The organism is Mycolicibacterium bacteremicum, from assembly GCF_002086115.1.
Classification (GTDB): domain Bacteria; phylum Actinomycetota; class Actinomycetes; order Mycobacteriales; family Mycobacteriaceae; genus Mycobacterium; species Mycobacterium bacteremicum.
Genome location: NZ_MVHJ01000030.1, coordinates 15179 through 29968, shown reverse-complemented (window position 1 = coordinate 29968; position 14790 = coordinate 15179). Strand labels below are relative to the sequence as shown.

Annotated in this window: 15 protein-coding genes; 8 read left to right on the top strand and 7 right to left on the bottom strand. The window is 68.7% G+C overall.

Annotated elements, in window-relative coordinates; all coding sequences use genetic code 11:
• Positions 1–57: 57 nt before the first annotated feature.
• Positions 58–1449, bottom strand: coding sequence for a cation:dicarboxylate symporter family transporter (locus BST17_RS23970; protein ID WP_083061400.1), 1392 nt, complete (start codon positions 1447–1449; stop codon positions 58–60).
• A gap of 109 nt (positions 1450–1558) precedes the next feature.
• Between BST17_RS23970 and BST17_RS23965 the strand changes: the two genes are divergently transcribed.
• From BST17_RS23965 to BST17_RS23950, 4 genes are all read left to right on the top strand, one after another.
• Positions 1559–3136, top strand: coding sequence for a sensor histidine kinase (locus tag BST17_RS23965; protein ID WP_083061399.1), 1578 nt, complete (start codon positions 1559–1561; stop codon positions 3134–3136).
• On the top strand, positions 3133–3822 hold the full coding sequence (locus tag BST17_RS23960) for a response regulator (RefSeq protein WP_083061398.1): 690 nt from the start codon (positions 3133–3135) through the stop codon (positions 3820–3822). Before BST17_RS23965 ends, BST17_RS23960 begins: the two co-directional genes overlap by 4 nt.
• A gap of 159 nt (positions 3823–3981) precedes the next feature.
• Positions 3982–4716: an amidase gene (locus tag BST17_RS23955; protein WP_234807794.1), complete on the top strand. Its 735-nt coding sequence runs from the start codon at positions 3982–3984 to the stop codon at positions 4714–4716.
• A gap of 422 nt (positions 4717–5138) precedes the next feature.
• The gene (locus BST17_RS23950; RefSeq protein WP_207573710.1) at positions 5139–6155 is read left to right on the top strand and encodes an MmpL3/TtfA transport complex stabilizer; all 1017 of its coding nucleotides are present in this window, start codon (positions 5139–5141) and stop codon (positions 6153–6155) included.
• A 3-nt stretch (positions 6156–6158) separates the two neighbouring features.
• On the opposite strand, the gene BST17_RS23945 is transcribed toward BST17_RS23950, so the two are convergent.
• Positions 6159–6464 (bottom strand): hypothetical protein, encoded by a 306-nt coding sequence (locus tag BST17_RS23945; RefSeq protein WP_083061396.1) that lies wholly within the window; start codon positions 6462–6464, stop codon positions 6159–6161.
• Between the two features lie 118 nt (positions 6465–6582).
• On the opposite strand from BST17_RS23945, the gene BST17_RS23940 reads away from it, so the two are divergent.
• Together BST17_RS23940 and BST17_RS23935 are read left to right on the top strand one after the other, a co-directional pair.
• Positions 6583–6999: a hypothetical protein gene (locus BST17_RS23940; protein WP_083061433.1), complete on the top strand. Its 417-nt coding sequence runs from the start codon at positions 6583–6585 to the stop codon at positions 6997–6999.
• On the top strand, positions 6996–7328 hold the full coding sequence (locus tag BST17_RS23935) for a DUF8129 domain-containing protein (protein ID WP_083061395.1): 333 nt from the start codon (positions 6996–6998) through the stop codon (positions 7326–7328). Before BST17_RS23940 ends, BST17_RS23935 begins: the two co-directional genes overlap by 4 nt.
• Here the strand turns inward: BST17_RS23935 and BST17_RS23930 are convergent.
• The 4 genes from BST17_RS23930 to BST17_RS23915 form a co-directional block, all read right to left on the bottom strand.
• Positions 7325–8515, bottom strand: coding sequence for a lipid-transfer protein (locus tag BST17_RS23930; RefSeq protein ID WP_083061394.1), 1191 nt, complete (start codon positions 8513–8515; stop codon positions 7325–7327). The two genes, BST17_RS23935 and BST17_RS23930, sit on opposite strands and share 4 nt — an antisense overlap.
• A 36-nt stretch (positions 8516–8551) precedes the next feature.
• Complete coding sequence (locus BST17_RS23925; RefSeq protein ID WP_083061393.1) at positions 8552–8887, bottom strand: DUF732 domain-containing protein; 336 nt, start codon at positions 8885–8887, stop codon at positions 8552–8554.
• Between the two features lie 78 nt (positions 8888–8965).
• Entirely contained in the window at positions 8966–10630 is a 1665-nt protein-coding gene (locus BST17_RS23920; RefSeq protein ID WP_083061392.1) for a serine/threonine-protein kinase, read from the bottom strand.
• 79 nt (positions 10631–10709) lie between these two features.
• Positions 10710–11846, bottom strand: coding sequence for a BTAD domain-containing putative transcriptional regulator (locus tag BST17_RS23915; protein WP_083061391.1), 1137 nt, complete (start codon positions 11844–11846; stop codon positions 10710–10712).
• Between the two features lie 83 nt (positions 11847–11929).
• On the opposite strand from BST17_RS23915, the gene BST17_RS23910 reads away from it, so the two are divergent.
• Both BST17_RS23910 and BST17_RS23905 read left to right on the top strand, forming a co-directional pair.
• Positions 11930–12985 carry an NAD(P)H-dependent amine dehydrogenase family protein gene (locus BST17_RS23910; protein WP_083061432.1) on the top strand — a complete coding sequence of 352 codons (1056 nt, stop codon included), beginning with the start codon at positions 11930–11932 and terminating at the stop codon, positions 12983–12985.
• Entirely contained in the window at positions 12982–13830 is an 849-nt protein-coding gene (locus tag BST17_RS23905; RefSeq protein WP_083061390.1) for a patatin-like phospholipase family protein, read from the top strand. The genes BST17_RS23910 and BST17_RS23905 overlap by 4 nt, the downstream gene beginning before the upstream one ends.
• On the opposite strand, the gene BST17_RS23900 is transcribed toward BST17_RS23905, so the two are convergent.
• Positions 13827–14777, bottom strand: a complete 951-nt coding sequence (locus BST17_RS23900) for a patatin family protein (protein ID WP_083061389.1) — start codon at positions 14775–14777, stop codon at positions 13827–13829. The genes BST17_RS23905 and BST17_RS23900 overlap by 4 nt on opposite strands.
• Positions 14778–14790: the final 13 nt, after the last annotated feature.

The window sequence follows — 14790 nt, the reverse complement described above, 5'->3', positions numbered from 1 at the left end:
GAAAAAGGCTGCGGCGCCGAACCCCACGGGGGTCCGGCGCCGCAGTGTCCGCGCGCCCTATACCGGTGCAGCAGCTTTCTGCTGCGCCGGCTCTTCGGCGCGCGAGGCGTGGTCGTCGAGCATGGTGAGTTCGTCGAACGGGTCCTTGCCGCTGAGCACGGCGTCGACCTTGGTGCGGTCGATCGTCTTGGTCCAGGTGCCGACCAGCAGGGTCGCGACGGCGTTGCCGGAGAAGTTGGTCACCGCGCGGGCCTCGGACATGAACCGGTCGATACCGACGATCAGGCCGACACCGTCGAGCAGGTCGGGGCGGTGCGCCTGCAGGCCGCCGGCCAGGGTGGCCAGCCCGGCGCCGGTCACGCCCGCGGCGCCCTTGGACGCGACGATCATGAAGACCAGCAGGCCGATCTGCTCGGTCACCGAGAGCGGATCGCCCAGCGCGCTGGCGATGAACAGCGAGGCCATCGTCAGGTAGATCGCGGTGCCGTCCAGATTGAACGAGTATCCGGTGGGCACCACCACGCCGACGGTCGACCGGTCCACGCCCAGGTGTTCCATCTTGGCGATGAGGCGGGGCAGCGCCGACTCCGACGACGAGGTCGAGACGATGAGCAGGTACTCCCGCGCCAGGTAGCGCAGCAGCTTGAAGATCGAGATGCGCGACACCAGTTGCAGCAGGGTGCCCAGGATGCCGAAGACGAAGATGGCGCAGGTGATGTAGAAGCCGAGCATCAGCGCGGCGAGCTGGCCGACCGCCGCCCACCCGGTCTGGCCGACGACGTTGGCGATCGCGCCGAAGGCGCCGATCGGGGCCAGCCACAGGATCATCACCAGGACCTTGAACACCAGCTTCTGCAGGTGCTCGATGCCGCGCAGGATGGGATCGCCCGCCGCACCGAGGCCCTGGATGGCGAAGCCGACGAGCAGCGCGATGAACAGTGCCTGCAGCACGCTTCCCTCGGTCAGCGCGGAGAACAGCGAGGTCGGGATGATGCCCTGGACGAAGTCGAGCAGACCGCCCGATTCGTGTGCCTTCTCGGCGAGCTCGGCGCCCTTGCCTGCGGCGCTCTCGGTGAGCTTGAGCCCGCTGCCCGGGTGCAGGATGTTGCCCACGAGCAGGCCGATGGCCAGCGCGAAGGTCGACATCGCCAGGAAGTAGACAAAGGCCAGGCCGCCCACCTTGCCGATGGTCGCGGCCTTGCGAACCGAACCGATGCCCAGCACGATCGTGCAGAAGATGACCGGCGCGATCATCATCTTGATCAGCGCGACGAACATCGTGCCCAGCACGCCGACGCTCTTGCCGACCTCGGGCGCGTAGATGCCGACGCCGATGCCGGCGACCACCGAGATGATGACGGCGATGAACAGCCAGTGGGTGCGGTCGTGCTTCTTCTTGGGCTCGTCGGGGGTCGGCACGGAAGCCGGCCCGTCCATCGTGGTCGTCATCGGTTCTCCTTCGAACGCTGCGCGTTAATGGGTCTGAAAGGATGGTCGACCAGAGCGTGAGGCAGGTCACGTTTTTGTTCATTACGTTCAGCAGGGGAGGTGTTGCGGAATGCGGGTGCGGTGGCGACGGTGGCCGGCGGGATGGCCCAAGTCGCTGGCGGGTCAGTCCATCGCGCTGCAGATCCTGGTCATCGCCCTGATCGTGGTAGCGGGGAGTGTGCTGGCCCTTATCGACGCCCGCCGCGACGGAGATGCCGCCGCCGAGGCGCAGGTGCTCGGCATCGCCACGGCACTGGCCGATTCGCCCTCGACCGCCGACGCGATCGTCACCGGCCGCGCCACGGCAACCCTGCAACCGGTGACCGAACTGGTGCGCAGGCACACCGACATCGCCTTCATCACGATCATGGCCCCCGATCGCACCCGCTACACCCACACCGACCCGTCCCAGATCGGTGGCCGGTATCTGGGCAATATCGATCCCGCGCTGCGCGGCGAGTCCTTCACCGAGGTGTACACCGGGACCCTCGGCCCGTCGATCCGCGCCGTCGTCCCGGTGCCCGATGCCGACGGCCGGGTCATCGGACTGGTGGCAGCCGGCATCCTGCAGCAGAGCCTGGCTGAGCGCTGGCATGAACAGTGGACCGTCATCGCCGCCGTCGGCCTTGGTGCGCTTGCCGTTTCGCTGATCGGGGTGTGGGGGATCCGGCGGCGCCTGCTGCGGCAGACCCGGGGCCTGCGGCCCGACGAGCTGCGCATCATGTACGACCACCACGATGCGATCCTGCATTCGGTGTCCGAGGGCCTGATCGTGCTGGACCGCGACGGGGTGGCCTTGGTCAACGACGAGGCCCGCCGGTTGCTGGGGCTGCCGGAGGGCCGCGTCGCCCAGGCCGACCTGCCGGCGTTCCTGCGGTCCTACAATCCCGGCGCACGCGACGAGATCCACGTGACCGATGACCGGGTGCTGGTGGTCAACCGCTCGCCGGTGCGGTCCGACGCGAACGCCGCCGAGGTGGTCACGATCCGTGACCGAACCGAATTACAGGGCGCTCTGGGCGAATTGAGCTCCCTGAAGGTGCTCGCCGATTCGCTGCGCGCCCAGGCCCACGAGGCGGCCAACAAGTTGCACACCATCGTCACGATGGTCGAGATGGGCCGGGCCGAGCAGGCGGTGACCTTCGCGACCGCCGAACTCGAACTCTCCCAACAGCTCGTCGACCGGTTGTCGGCAGCGGTGCGAGAGCCGGCGTTGGTGGCCCTGCTGCTCGGCAAGACGGCCCAGGCCGACGAGCGCGGTGTCGAGTTGACGATCACCGAGGAGACCGGACTGCCCGCCGATGCCGACGACCTGCTGCTCACCGGGCAGGAGATGGTCACCGTGCTCGGCAACCTGATCGACAATGCGATGGACGCCTGCGACCGCGACGATCCCTGGGTCGAGGTGACGGTGCACCAGGATGCGCGGCGCCTGCTGATCCGGGTGGCCGACAGCGGCGACGGCATGGACACCGAAACCTTTGAAAAAGCCATGCAGCGCGGCTATTCCACCAAATCCGGGGAGGATGCGGCCGCGCACGGACTGGGCCTCGCGCTGGTGGCGCAGGTGGTCAAGAAGCATCACGGGACGCTGACCGCGGACGTGACGTACGGTTCGGTCGTGACGGTGACGGTGGCGCGCCCATGATCAACGTGCTGATCGTCGAGGACGAGACGCTGATCGCCGAGGCGCACCGCACCTACCTGGACCGGATCGCCGGATTCACGGTCGCGGCCGTGGTGCACACCGCCCGCGATGCCATGCGGGCCGCCGCCGAGGCGGCGGCCGCGGACACCCCGATCGACCTGGTGCTGCTCGATATCGGCCTACCCGACGCCAGCGGGATCACGCTGGCCTCGGCACTGTCGGGACTGCAACCCGCGCCGGACATCATCACCATCACCTCCGAACGCGATCTGGAGATGGTGCGCGCCGCCGTCGGGCACGGTGCGCTGGCCTATCTGCTCAAGCCGTTCACCTTCGCCGCCTTCCGTGACCGACTGGAGCGCTACAAGCGGTACCGCGAGGCTTTGCCGGCCGGAACCGATGCCGCCAGCCAGGACGAGGTCGACCGGGCATTGGCCGAACTGCGGGTCGGATCGGGACGCACCGTTGCCCCCAAGGGGGTGGCGCCGGGAACGAACGATGAGATCGCCCGCGCGGTGCGGGATTCGACGGACGGGATCACCGCCGACGCGGTGGCCAAGCGGGTCGGGGTGTCGCGGGTGACGGCGTGGCGATACCTGGAACGCCTGGCCGAGGAGGGCACCGTCACCCGCAACACCGACTATGGGAAGGCCGGGCGACCCAAGACGCGCTATCAGTGGCGGTGACCGGCCGCGTGCCGACGAACACGCGCGGCAAATAGTGTTTCGCCTCCCAGCAAATCGGCTGTGCGGCCCCTATCATTTCCTGCACCGGTGTCCGAAAGGCTTGCTGTGCACACGACGGGGCTGATGAATCGGCGGCGCGCGCCGCTCGTTGTCCTTGCGGTGGCGTCGGTCCTGCTGGCCGGCGCGCCGGTGGTCGGAGCGGCGCCGGAATCGGCCGCCGATCCGGAGTCGGCGACCGTCACGGTGAACACCGGGAGTCGCGATCTCAACGTGCGGTCGGCACCATCGGCCGACAGCCAGAAGGTCGGCGCCCTGCGCAATGGGGCCCGCATCGTCATCACCTGCTATGCCCGCGGCACCGTTTTCCGGGGTGGTCCCTACGACCTGTCCACCGATCTGTGGAACCGACTGGCCGACGGTGGTTTCGTCACCGACGCCATGCTCGACACCGGCTCCAACGAGCCCGTCGTACCACCCTGCGCCACCGAGTCGATGAAGGTGGCCGAGTCCCGGGCGACGGGGCGGACGGTGCCGGAGAATCCGGGTGAGAAGGGCAGCGCCACGTGGGGCGCGCTGGAGAAGTGGTATTTCGCGTCCGGCGAGCAGTCCTATCCCGCCGTGCAGGGCGCGCCACGTGATCTGCCCGCCGCGGCCCGGAAGGCCGGCTGGACCGTCGTCGACGCGCCCCGGGAACGGTCGCTGGTCGTGATCCCGCCGCGGGTGCTCGAGTCACCCGATGCCGGACATGTGGCATGGGTGGACACCGTGTCGCAGCGGCCCGATGGGGTGTACCTGCGTATCACCGAGATGAATGCCGCGGGCAAGGGCCCCAACATCTGGTCGGGCCGGACGGTCGAGGCTCAGGAGGGGTTGCTCTACATCCTGTTGCCGTGACGGTCGGCTAATCGGCCAGCAACGTGGTGTGCCGGGCCGGGCGCCGGCGGGGCCGAGCGCATTCGTGACAGCTGTCACAAAGTTTGCTGACGTGTCGGTTGTGATCTGGCGCTCACTTTCGGGATGCTGCCTGAGGAAATGTTGTGGGACGAATGAGGTTCGGCCGCCGAATACGATTTGCCACTAGTCCTCTTATGCTGTTCGGGGGCATGTGACAATTTGCTGTGGAGAGGTCACAACTGTATAACGATCTTTTTCTGAGGGATGTCTGAGACATTGCGGGCAGGCGAACTCGAAGCGCGCCAAGATCACGGATTCGGTACGGTTTTCCGTCGCTACACTCGCTGAAAGGATGCGCTCGACCACCGAGCGCCTGGCGTAATCAAGTGCCGGTGTAGCCACCCGGCGGAGGTGTCGAAGAGATGGCAAGTGTTTCCGTGCGTGCAAACGCCGCTGCGCTGAACGACTCGCAAACCGCTTTCGCAGGATCTGTCGCGGTCAACCGGGGGCCCATCGGCGACGTCGCCGCCAACGCCGGCGCCATCGTGGTGACCAATTACGGCGACGACAGCCTCACCGTGGTCCGCCCGCACGCGGTCGCCGTGCCGACGCACATCGAGGTCGGCGGCGAGCCCGTCGCGGTCGCGCTGACCGACGACCGCGCATTCGTGGTGACCAGCAGCGCCGATGCCGACACCCTGGCGATCGTCGACATCCGTACCAACGCCCTGGTGGGCAGCTACCCGCTGGCCTTCACCGTGACGGCGGTGGCCGCCAGTCCCGACGGCAAGCGCGCCTACGCCGCACGTGCCGGCCACGACCACGTGGACATCGCCGTGGTCGACACCACTGCCGACCGGGTCGGCACCATCGACATCGCGGCCGGTGCGGCCACCTCGATCGACGGGCTGGCCGTCGATCCCTCCGGCAGTAGCCTCTACGTGGGCGTGAGCACCGCGACCGGGAGCCGCCTGGTGGTCGTGGACACCGAAACCGCCCGGGCCCGGACCAGCGTCGCGATCGGTGCGCCGATCCGCGATCTCGCGGTGGCGGCCAACGGCACCGTGTACGTGCTGACCTCCGACCTGCACAGCCGCGGTTCCATCAAGGTCGTCGATCCGGCCAGGCCGGCCGTCACCGCGGTCATGGCGGCAGGCACCCTGCCGATCGGCATGGCGCTGTCCGCCGACGGCTCACGGGCCTACGTCGTGGACTATGACCAGGTGACGGTGTTCTGCACGCTGACCCACGAGGTGGCCGAGACCATCACCGTCGGCGCCCGGCCGACCGCGATCGCGCTGAGCACGACGGGCGACCGGCTGTACATCGCCGATGTCGACGGCCAGGTCACCGCGCTGCGCGTGCCCGCCCCCGCGCCGACCTACTCGCCGTTCGATGCGGCGGCGTTTGCCGACGTGCGCGAGCTGGCGCAGGTCTGACCGTCAGCGGGTGCAGTCCAGCGATACCGAAATCGACTGACTGACCACGATTTCGACGAGTTCGCCACCGTTGTGACCGCGCCGGTCGTCGCCGACGCGGACCAGCCTGGTGACCTGCTGGGGATTGCGGATGCCGATCACTGTGCACTGCTCCAGCGGTGCATTGCCCACCCGGTCGACGTTGACCGTGTAGCCCTCGGCCTGCAACCGGCCGATCGTCTGGACCGGTGACTCATCGGCTCCGGCCGGAACGGTCGGGGTGAGCAGCACACCCAGTGCCGCGACCGCTGTCATCCATGCCGCGCGCATAGTGAACCTCCTCGCGCTGCCCGACCTGTCGGGTATATCGCGCGCGGCGATCGGTTCGTTGCACGCCGGTGCGCCCGGATCACGGTTTAGCCCGCCGCCAGATGGCAATGCATGGGTCATGGTGACCGATGACGCAGGAGCCGAGTCCGCCAACGATCTGGGCGGGGCCGACGACATGTTGAGTCCGATGGAATCCACCGACTCCGATGACGTGCTCAACGACGACGGTGACGAGGTGGTCGACCCGCCGGAGGACTGGAGCGGCGCGGACAAGTACGGCATGTCCGCCGAGGAGCAGCGCGAGGGCGAGACCCTCGACCAGCGGCTGGCCGAGGAAGAACCCGATGTCACCCCGGAGGTCGTCGACAGCCGCGACGCCGCCGAAGCGGGCGACACCGCCACCGCCATCGAGGGCACCGATGTCGCCGCGGCGGAACCGGGCGTACATCACGGCCAGATCGATGGCGTGCCCGAGGACGGCGAGTCCCTGTTTCCCGTCGTCGAAGACGTGACCCGAGAAAGTGACGAACCATGACCGATGATCAGCTTCCGATCCCGGATTACGACCAGGTGTCCCTCGGCGACCTGCGGCACCGGATCCGCTCGCTCGATGTCGAACAGCTCACGACCGGGCTCACCCACGAGGCCGGTCATGCCGCCCGGGTGCCGGTGCTGGAGGTGCTGGAGGCGCGGCTACGCGAGCTGGAGCACGGCGCCGCTCCGTCACCGGGCAACCCGGCCAACGCGCCGCGACCGGCCGGCCGGCCCGGCGGCTCACCGGTGCAGGAATCCACCGCGGCGCAGGCCACCAGCCCGCTGCGCCACGGCGTCGCCCAGCAGACCCCCAGTCGTGGCAAGCCTTAACGTTCGGCGCGTTGGTAGGCGGTGACGACGGCCGCCCCGCCCAGGCCGATGTTGTGTTGCAACGCAGCCGACACATCGTCGACCTGACGCTTGTCGGCGGTGCCGCGTAGCTGCCAGGTCAGCTCGGCGCACTGTGCCAGGCCGGTGGCGCCCAACGGATGACCCTTGGAGATCAGCCCGCCGGATGGGTTGACCACCCAGCGTCCGCCGTAGGTGGTGTCGTCCCTGTCGATCAGGGCGGGCGCCTCGCCCGGGGCGCACAGCCCCAGCGCCTCGTAGAGCAACAGCTCGTTGGCGCTGAAGCAGTCGTGCAGTTCGATCACCTGGAAGTCCTGCGGTCCGAGCCCGGACTGTTGGTAAACCTGCTGCGCGGCTTGCACATTCATGTCGTAGCCGATGATGTTCGCCGCGCTGCCGTCAAAGGTGGATGCGAAATCGGTGGTCATCGCCTGACCGACGATCTCGACGGCCTGCTCGGCCAACCCATGCTGATCGACGAAGTCCTCACTGGCCAGGATCGCCGCACCGGAACCGTCGGAGGTGGGTGAGCACTGCAGTTTGGTCAGCGGGTCGGAGATCATCTTGGCGGCCAGGATGTCGTCGAGGGTGTACTCGTCCTGGAACTGCGCATACGGATTGTTCACCGAATGCTTGTGGTTCTTGTAGCCGATCTTCGCGAAATGCTCGGCCGTGGTGCCGTATTTCTTCATGTGCTCGCGACCGGCCGCACCGAACATCCATGGCGCCACCGGGAATCCGAATTCGTCGATCTCGGCCAGCGCCTTGACGTGCTTGCCGAGCGGGGACTCGCGGTCCTGCGCACCACCGCCCAGTGAGCCGGGTTGCATCTTCTCGAACCCGAGGGCGATCGCGCAGTCGGCCAACCCGCCCCGGATCGACTGGGCGGCAAGGTAGAGCGCCGTCGAGCCGGTGGAACAGTTGTTGTTGACGTTGACGATCGGGATACCGGTCATGCCGAGTTCGTAGAGCGCGCGCTGCCCGGACGTCGAATCCCCGGAGCAGTAGCCGACATAACCCTGCTGTACCTGGTCGTAGGAGATGCCGGCATCGTCGAGCGCCTTGGTGCCCGACTCGCGTGCCATATCGGGATAGTCCCAACCTTCCCGGCGGCCGGGTTTCTCGAATTTGGTCATCCCGACCCCGACGACGAACACACGATTCGGCATGGCTGTCCCTTTCGCTACATTGCGGTTCAGGTCAACTTAGCCGAACGCGCCGGCGTGCTCGGGGCAGTAGTAGTCCACCGAATTGACGATGAACGCCGCGGCCTGACGGGCGTTGACCCCGGTGTAGTCCATGATGTCCAGTCCGATGTCGGTGGCGCTCACGCCGGAATCGAGCTCACTGCACACCCGATAGGCATCGGCGATGACCTCGCCGGCCGACTCGTAGCCGATACCCTCGGCCCGCAGATCGGCCAGGAAGGCCGAATCGGCCGCCGAGGTCACCGCACCCGCGGCGCCGGACGTGCACAGTCCGATCGTGCCGGCGGCCAGTGCGAGACCGGTCAGCTGGAGCAGGCGCGTGGTGCTGGACATGTCGTGTTCTCTCCCGTGTCTGGCGAATGTGTGCCGACAGGGTCCAACGACGTCCTTGAAGGATTCTTGGGACGCGGCTCAGCCGTAGGCCAGCCACCATTGGTGCAGCTCCTCGATGGTGGCACCCTGCGCGTTACCCAACAGCAGCCCGTCGTTCTTGGTCCAGGAGATGTCCGGTCCACCCTCGTACAGACCGCAGGCGATCGACCCCTCGACCTTGCCCGGAGTGTCGGTGTAGTGCCAGGTGGTGGGGGAGTCGCGCTCGCTGTTGGGACACGGGAACAGCTCGGAGTTGCCGGCGATGGCGTCCTCGAAGTTGGCGCGCAGGGTGCCCTGGTCGCCGAACAGCGAATACCGGGATGCCGCCGGGCCGCCCGGCAAAGTGGACTGCCCGCAGTCCGCGGTGGCCAGCGCACCGGGCACCGGCGGTAGCACCGGCTGGCAGACGCCCGGGTCATAACCCTGCGGCAGCATCCCGAACAACTTGTCCTGCATGGCCGACGGGTCGGGGGTGCGGCTCGTACGGGTGGCCCGTGGGGTGGACCCGGTGGTCGTCGCGGCACTGGTGCGCGGGCCGGCGGTCGTGGTGTCGTCGGGTTGCACCAGCCAGAAGATGCCGACGGCGCCGAGCACCAGGATCAGCACCCCGGCGGCCACCGCGATCGGCACCCACGGGGTCTTCTTCTTCGGTGGGCGGTTCGGCGGGCCCGGCGCATTCCAGGCGGGTCCGGACGGATACGGCGGCGGGGTGCTGGCTGCGAACGGGCGCGGTGTCGCCCCGTAGGGCGGCGGTGTTGCGCCCGGCGGTGGGGTCGCCCCCGGCGGCGGTGGTGGCGGTGCACCGAACTGCGGGGCCGGCATCGTCGCCGCCTCGCCGCGCTGCACGATATGGGCCGCCTGGTCCTGGTCACGCACACTCAGCGCGTCGGTGGCCGCGGCGGCCAGATCACCGGCGCTGGCGAACCGGTCACCGGGCTTCTTGGCCATGCCGCGCGCGATCACCCGGTCGAACGCCACCGGGACCCCGGGCCGGGTCTGGCTGGGCGCCGGGGTGGGCTGCATCAGATGTGCCGTGATGACCATGCTGACGCTGTCACCGGGGAACGGCTGCGAACCGGTCAGGCACTCGTGCAGCACACACGTCAGCGCGTACACATCGGCGCGGTAGGTCACCTCGTCGCTGGTGAACCGTTCCGGCGCCATGTACGCGTAAGTGCCCACCGCCGTGCCCAATTCGGTCAGCTTCTCGTCGCTGGCGGCGTTGGCGATACCGAAGTCGACCAGGTAGGCGAAGTCATCCCGGGTGATCAGGATGTTCTCCGGCTTGACGTCGCGGTGCATGATGCCGGCCTCGTGTGCGGCATCCAGCGCCGAGGCGATCTGCCGCACGATGGCGACCGCCCTGGCCGGCGTCATCGGGCCGTAGCTCTTGAGGACCTTGCGCAGGTCGGCCCCGTTGATCATGCGCATGTCGACGTAGAGCACGCCGTCGATCTCGCCGTAATCGTGGATGGGCACCACATGCGGTTCCTGCAACCGGCCGGCCGAGTGCGCCTCCCGCTGCAGCCGCTTGCGGAACACCGGATCGTGAGACACGCCCTCGGGCAACAACTTCAGCGCGACGATGCGGTCCTTTTCGGTGTCCTCGGCCTCGTAGACCTCACCCATGCCGCCGCGCCCGATGAGTCGGCGCAGTCGGTACCGGCCGAAGTCGGTACCGACCCGCGAAGTCGGCTCGCTCATTCACCTGCCCCTATCAGCCCGGGCCCGCCTTGCTGGGGCCGCCCGGTCGCTTCGGCCCATCACACTAATCGGACCGGGGTCAACCGTGCGAGACGATCTCGAACACGAACTCGTGGTCGCAGATTCGGATGCGGTCGCCGTGGTCGAGCGTGGCCGTACCGCGGATGCGCTGTCCGCCGACCTCGACGCCATTGGCCGAGCGCAGATCGGTGATCACGAAGCTGGTGCCGGTGTCGATGAGCACGGCGTGGTGGCGGCTCACCCGGACGTCATCGAGCACGATGTCGTTGTCGGGCAGCCGGCCGATCCGCGTCGCGGCCGCGACAAGCGGATGCACCCGCCCGGATTCGGCGCGCAGCTGGGCCGGGGCGGACTGAACACCGACGGCCGTGCGCAGATCGATGTGCGAGATCTGGTGCACCGCGGTGGTGCGGGCGACCCGGCGGACGTCGAGCGGCTCTTGCCGCAGGATCCGTTCCGACAGCGCGCGCACGGTGGGGCTCGGGTCGATGCCCAGATCCTCGGCCAGTGTCGTGCGCAGCCGCTGGAAGGCGTCCAGGGCGTCGGACTGCCGGTCGCTGAGGTAATAGGCGGTGATCAACTGCGCCCACAGCGGCTCCCGGTAGGGGTGTTCGACGACCAGTGCCTCCAGCGAACCGATCACCGCATAGCCGCGGTTGCAGGCGATCTCGGCCTCGGCGTGCGCGGTGTGCACCATGACCTTGTCCTCCATCAGTGCCGTCGCGAACGGGCTGACGAAGTCGAAATCGCGCAGATCCTCCAGAACCGGTCCGCGCCACTGCGCCAGCGCCTCGCCGAGATGGCCGGCGGCCTGGTCGAAACGGCCGTCGGCGGCCGCCTGCACACCGGCGTTCTTGGCAGCGACGAAACGCCCGATATCGCACTGCGCGTCGGCGACGGCGAGCCGGTACCCGGGTGGTGCGCCGGCCAGCACGGCGCGGCCGTCGGCGCCGGACCCGCTGATCAGCTTGCGCAGGTTCGACACGTAGGAATGCAGGCTGGCCTTGGGCTCCGGCGGCGGGAACTGCTCCCAGGCCGCGGTGACCAGCGCATCGCTGCTGACCGGCCGGTTGCGGCCCATCACCAGCATGGCCAGCACGGCCCGCTGCTTGGGTGTGCCCAGCGGCACCGGTGCACCGGCGATGCGCAGCTGCAGCGGGCCGAGCACGCCGAAGTCCAGGCCGGGACTGTTCATGATCGACGATTGTGCCCGGATGCGCCCTCGGTCCGCCCGCGATGGTGGTAGAACGTGTTCTAGTTTTACCGGAAGGGATGACGATGGCGTTGCGGGTCGTGCAGTGGGCCACCGGTGGGGTCGGGACAGCCGCGATCAAGGGGGTGCTCGAACATCCGGATCTCGATCTGGTCGGCTGCTGGGTGCACTCGGCGGCCAAGAACGGCCGCGATGTCGGCGAACTGATCGGCGGGGATCCGATCGGCGTGATCGCCACCAGCAGTGCCGAGGAGATCCTGGCGCTGGACGCCGACGCGGTCATCTATGCCCCCCTGCTGCCCGATCCCGACGAGGTGGCCGCCCTGCTGCGATCGGGCAAGAACGTCGTCACCCCGGTGGGCTGGATCTACCCCGGCGAGAAGCAGGCCGCCCCGATGCGGGAGGCGGGTCTGGCGGGTAACGCGACGCTGCACGGCACCGGCATCGCGCCGGGTGGCATCAGCGAGAAGTTCCCGATCCTGTTCTCGGCGATGTCGACCGGTGTCACGTTCGTCCGGGCCGAGGAGTTCTCGGATCTGCGCACCTATGACGCACCCGATGTGGTGCGCCATGTGATGGGCTTCGGGGAGACCCCGGACAAGGCGCTGTCGGGTCCGATGCAGAAGCTGCTGGACAACGGCTTCATCCAGGCGGTGAAGATGTGCGTCGACGCCTTCGGGTTCGCCGCCGACCCGACGATCACCGCCCGCCAGGAGATCGCGGTCGCCACCGCGCCGATCGAGTCCCCGATCGGCACGATCGAACCCGGGCAGGTGGCCGGCCGAAAGTTCCACTGGGAGGCGCTCGTCGGCGGCGAGGTCGTCGTGCGGGTGACCGTCAACTGGCTGATGGGTGAGGAAAACCTGGATCCGCACTGGGATTTCGGTCCCGAGGGGCAGCGGTATGAAATGCAGGTGCGCGGTAACCCGGATTTCACGGTCGTCATCACCGGCTTCCAGGGCGAGGTCGGCGAACAGGGCCCCGAGCCGGGTGTCGTCGCCACCGCCGCACACTGTGTGAACTCGATTCCCGCGGTCTGCGCGGCACCGCCGGGGGTGGCCACCTACCTGGATCTGCCGCTGTTCGGCGCCAAGGCCGCACCGGGGTTGCAGCGCGGATGACCCGGCGCGCCCTGGTGCTGGCCGGCGGCGGGCTGGCCGGCATCGCCTGGGAGACCGGTGTGCTGGCCGGCATCAGCGAGGAGGCGCCGGACGTCGCGGCCGCACTGTTGAATGCCGATGTGCTGCTGGGAACGTCGGCGGGCTCGGCCGTGGCCGCGCAGATCGGCAGCGGCACGCCGGTCGGGCGGCTCTACGATCGTCAACTCTCCGCCGACACCCACGAGATCGATCCGGGCATCGGCATCGATGACATCACCGCGGTGTTTCTCGACGCGCTCGCCGATACCCATGCGCCCGACCGGATGCGGCGGATCGGGGAGATCGCGTTGGCCGCCGACACCGTGCCCGAGTCGGTGCGCCGCGCCGTGATCGCGCACCGGCTGCCGTCGCACGACTGGCCGCAGCGCGATCTGCGCATCACCGCCATCGACACCGCGACCGGCGACCTCACGGTGTTCACCCGGGACTCGGGCGCCGGGCTGGTCGACGCCGTCGCCGCCAGCTGCGCGGTGCCTGCGGCGTGGCCGCCGGTGACCATCGGTGGCACCCGGTACATCGACGGCGGTGTGGCCAGCACGGTGCACATGCCGGTCGTCGCGGACTGCGACGCCGCGGTGGTGCTGGTGCCTGCCGCCGACGACGCCCCGTCCCCGTTCGGTGACGGGGCGGCCGCCGAGATCCAGGCATGGGGCGGAACGTCCTTCGCGGTGTTCGCCGACGACGCCGCGCTGGCGGCCTTCGGGGCCAACCCGCTCGATCCCGGGTGCCGGGGGCCGTCGGCGATCGCAGGCCGCGAGCAGGGCCGGCGGGTGGCGGCCGCGATAGGGCGGTTCCTGGCCGGCTAATCCACCGCGTCCAGCGCGGCGGCGGCCAATTCCTGGCCGATCTCGATGACCTCCTCGGCGCGGTGGTACTCCAGACTGCGACAGGCGTTGCGCGGCACCTCGATCAGCAGGTCGGGCGGGTAGGTCGCCAATGTGTGCCGGGCCAAGGCGGACTGCGCGATGTCGATGGTGCGGTTCATGATCTCGAAGCTGCCCAGCCGCGGCAGTTCCGGGATGCCGTCGGCGGGCTCCTCGGGAACGTCGTCCAGTGCGCTGCTGAACCGGCTCAGCACGGATTTCGCGGCCGGGGTGTCCATCACCCGCTGCGCAGTCGACGTATCGAGCAACGCCGTTGTGCTACGCCACATCCGGCCCAGGAACTCCGTCGTCACCCGTGGTTGCGGCTCGGTGATCCGCGCGGCGGGATCACCGCCGGACAGGCTGACCGCGATGGTCAGATCGGCGTTGACGGCCGAGATGGGGGCCATCGGCAACGGATCGAGGATGCCACCGTCGGCCAGCAGCCGTCCGTCGAGCACATGCGGGGTGAAGATGCCCGGGATCGCGATCGAGGCGCGGATCGCGTCGTCGAGCGGACCGCGCTGCAACCACACCGATTTCCCGGTGATCAGATCGGTGGCCACCGAGGTGTAGGGGATGGGCAACGCTTCGATCGTCACGTCCCCGAGGATGTCGCGCACCGCGTCCAGGATCTTCTCGGCGCGCAGCACACCCGGTGAGCTGAGCGAGGGGTCCAGCAGTCGCAGCACCGCCCGTTGGGTCAAAGACCCGGCCCAGCGGGCGAATTCGTCGAGTTTGCCCGCCGCGTGCAGACCGCCGACCAGGGCGCCCATCGATGATCCGGCGATCCCGACGATCTCATAGCCACGTTCCTGGAGTTCGTTGATGACCCCGATGTGCGCGTAGCCGCGCGCACCACCGCTGCCCAGCGCCAACGCGATCCGCATGACCCCATTCTGG

Excerpts from the sequence above, each read along its gene's own strand:
- BST17_RS23950 (WP_207573710.1), top strand. The coding sequence starts at position 5,139 with ATGGCAAGTGTTTCCGTGCGTGCAAACGCCGCTGCGCTGAACGACTCG.
- BST17_RS23945 (WP_083061396.1), bottom strand. The coding sequence starts at position 6,464 with ATGCGCGCGGCATGGATGACAGCGGTCGCGGCACTGGGTGTGCTGCTC.
- BST17_RS23930 (WP_083061394.1), bottom strand. The coding sequence starts at position 8,515 with ATGCCGAATCGTGTGTTCGTCGTCGGGGTCGGGATGACCAAATTCGAG.
- BST17_RS23960 (WP_083061398.1), top strand. The coding sequence starts at position 3,133 with ATGATCAACGTGCTGATCGTCGAGGACGAGACGCTGATCGCCGAGGCG.
- BST17_RS23970 (WP_083061400.1), bottom strand. The coding sequence starts at position 1,449 with ATGACGACCACGATGGACGGGCCGGCTTCCGTGCCGACCCCCGACGAG.
- BST17_RS23940 (WP_083061433.1), top strand. The coding sequence starts at position 6,583 with ATGGTGACCGATGACGCAGGAGCCGAGTCCGCCAACGATCTGGGCGGG.
- BST17_RS23905 (WP_083061390.1), top strand. The coding sequence starts at position 12,982 with ATGACCCGGCGCGCCCTGGTGCTGGCCGGCGGCGGGCTGGCCGGCATC.
- BST17_RS23925 (WP_083061393.1), bottom strand. The coding sequence starts at position 8,887 with ATGTCCAGCACCACGCGCCTGCTCCAGCTGACCGGTCTCGCACTGGCC.
- BST17_RS23900 (WP_083061389.1), bottom strand. The coding sequence starts at position 14,777 with ATGCGGATCGCGTTGGCGCTGGGCAGCGGTGGTGCGCGCGGCTACGCG.
- BST17_RS23915 (WP_083061391.1), bottom strand. The coding sequence starts at position 11,846 with ATGAACAGTCCCGGCCTGGACTTCGGCGTGCTCGGCCCGCTGCAGCTG.
- BST17_RS23965 (WP_083061399.1), top strand. The coding sequence starts at position 1,559 with ATGCGGGTGCGGTGGCGACGGTGGCCGGCGGGATGGCCCAAGTCGCTG.
- BST17_RS23920 (WP_083061392.1), bottom strand. The coding sequence starts at position 10,630 with ATGAGCGAGCCGACTTCGCGGGTCGGTACCGACTTCGGCCGGTACCGA.
- BST17_RS23935 (WP_083061395.1), top strand. The coding sequence starts at position 6,996 with ATGACCGATGATCAGCTTCCGATCCCGGATTACGACCAGGTGTCCCTC.
- BST17_RS23910 (WP_083061432.1), top strand. The coding sequence starts at position 11,930 with ATGGCGTTGCGGGTCGTGCAGTGGGCCACCGGTGGGGTCGGGACAGCC.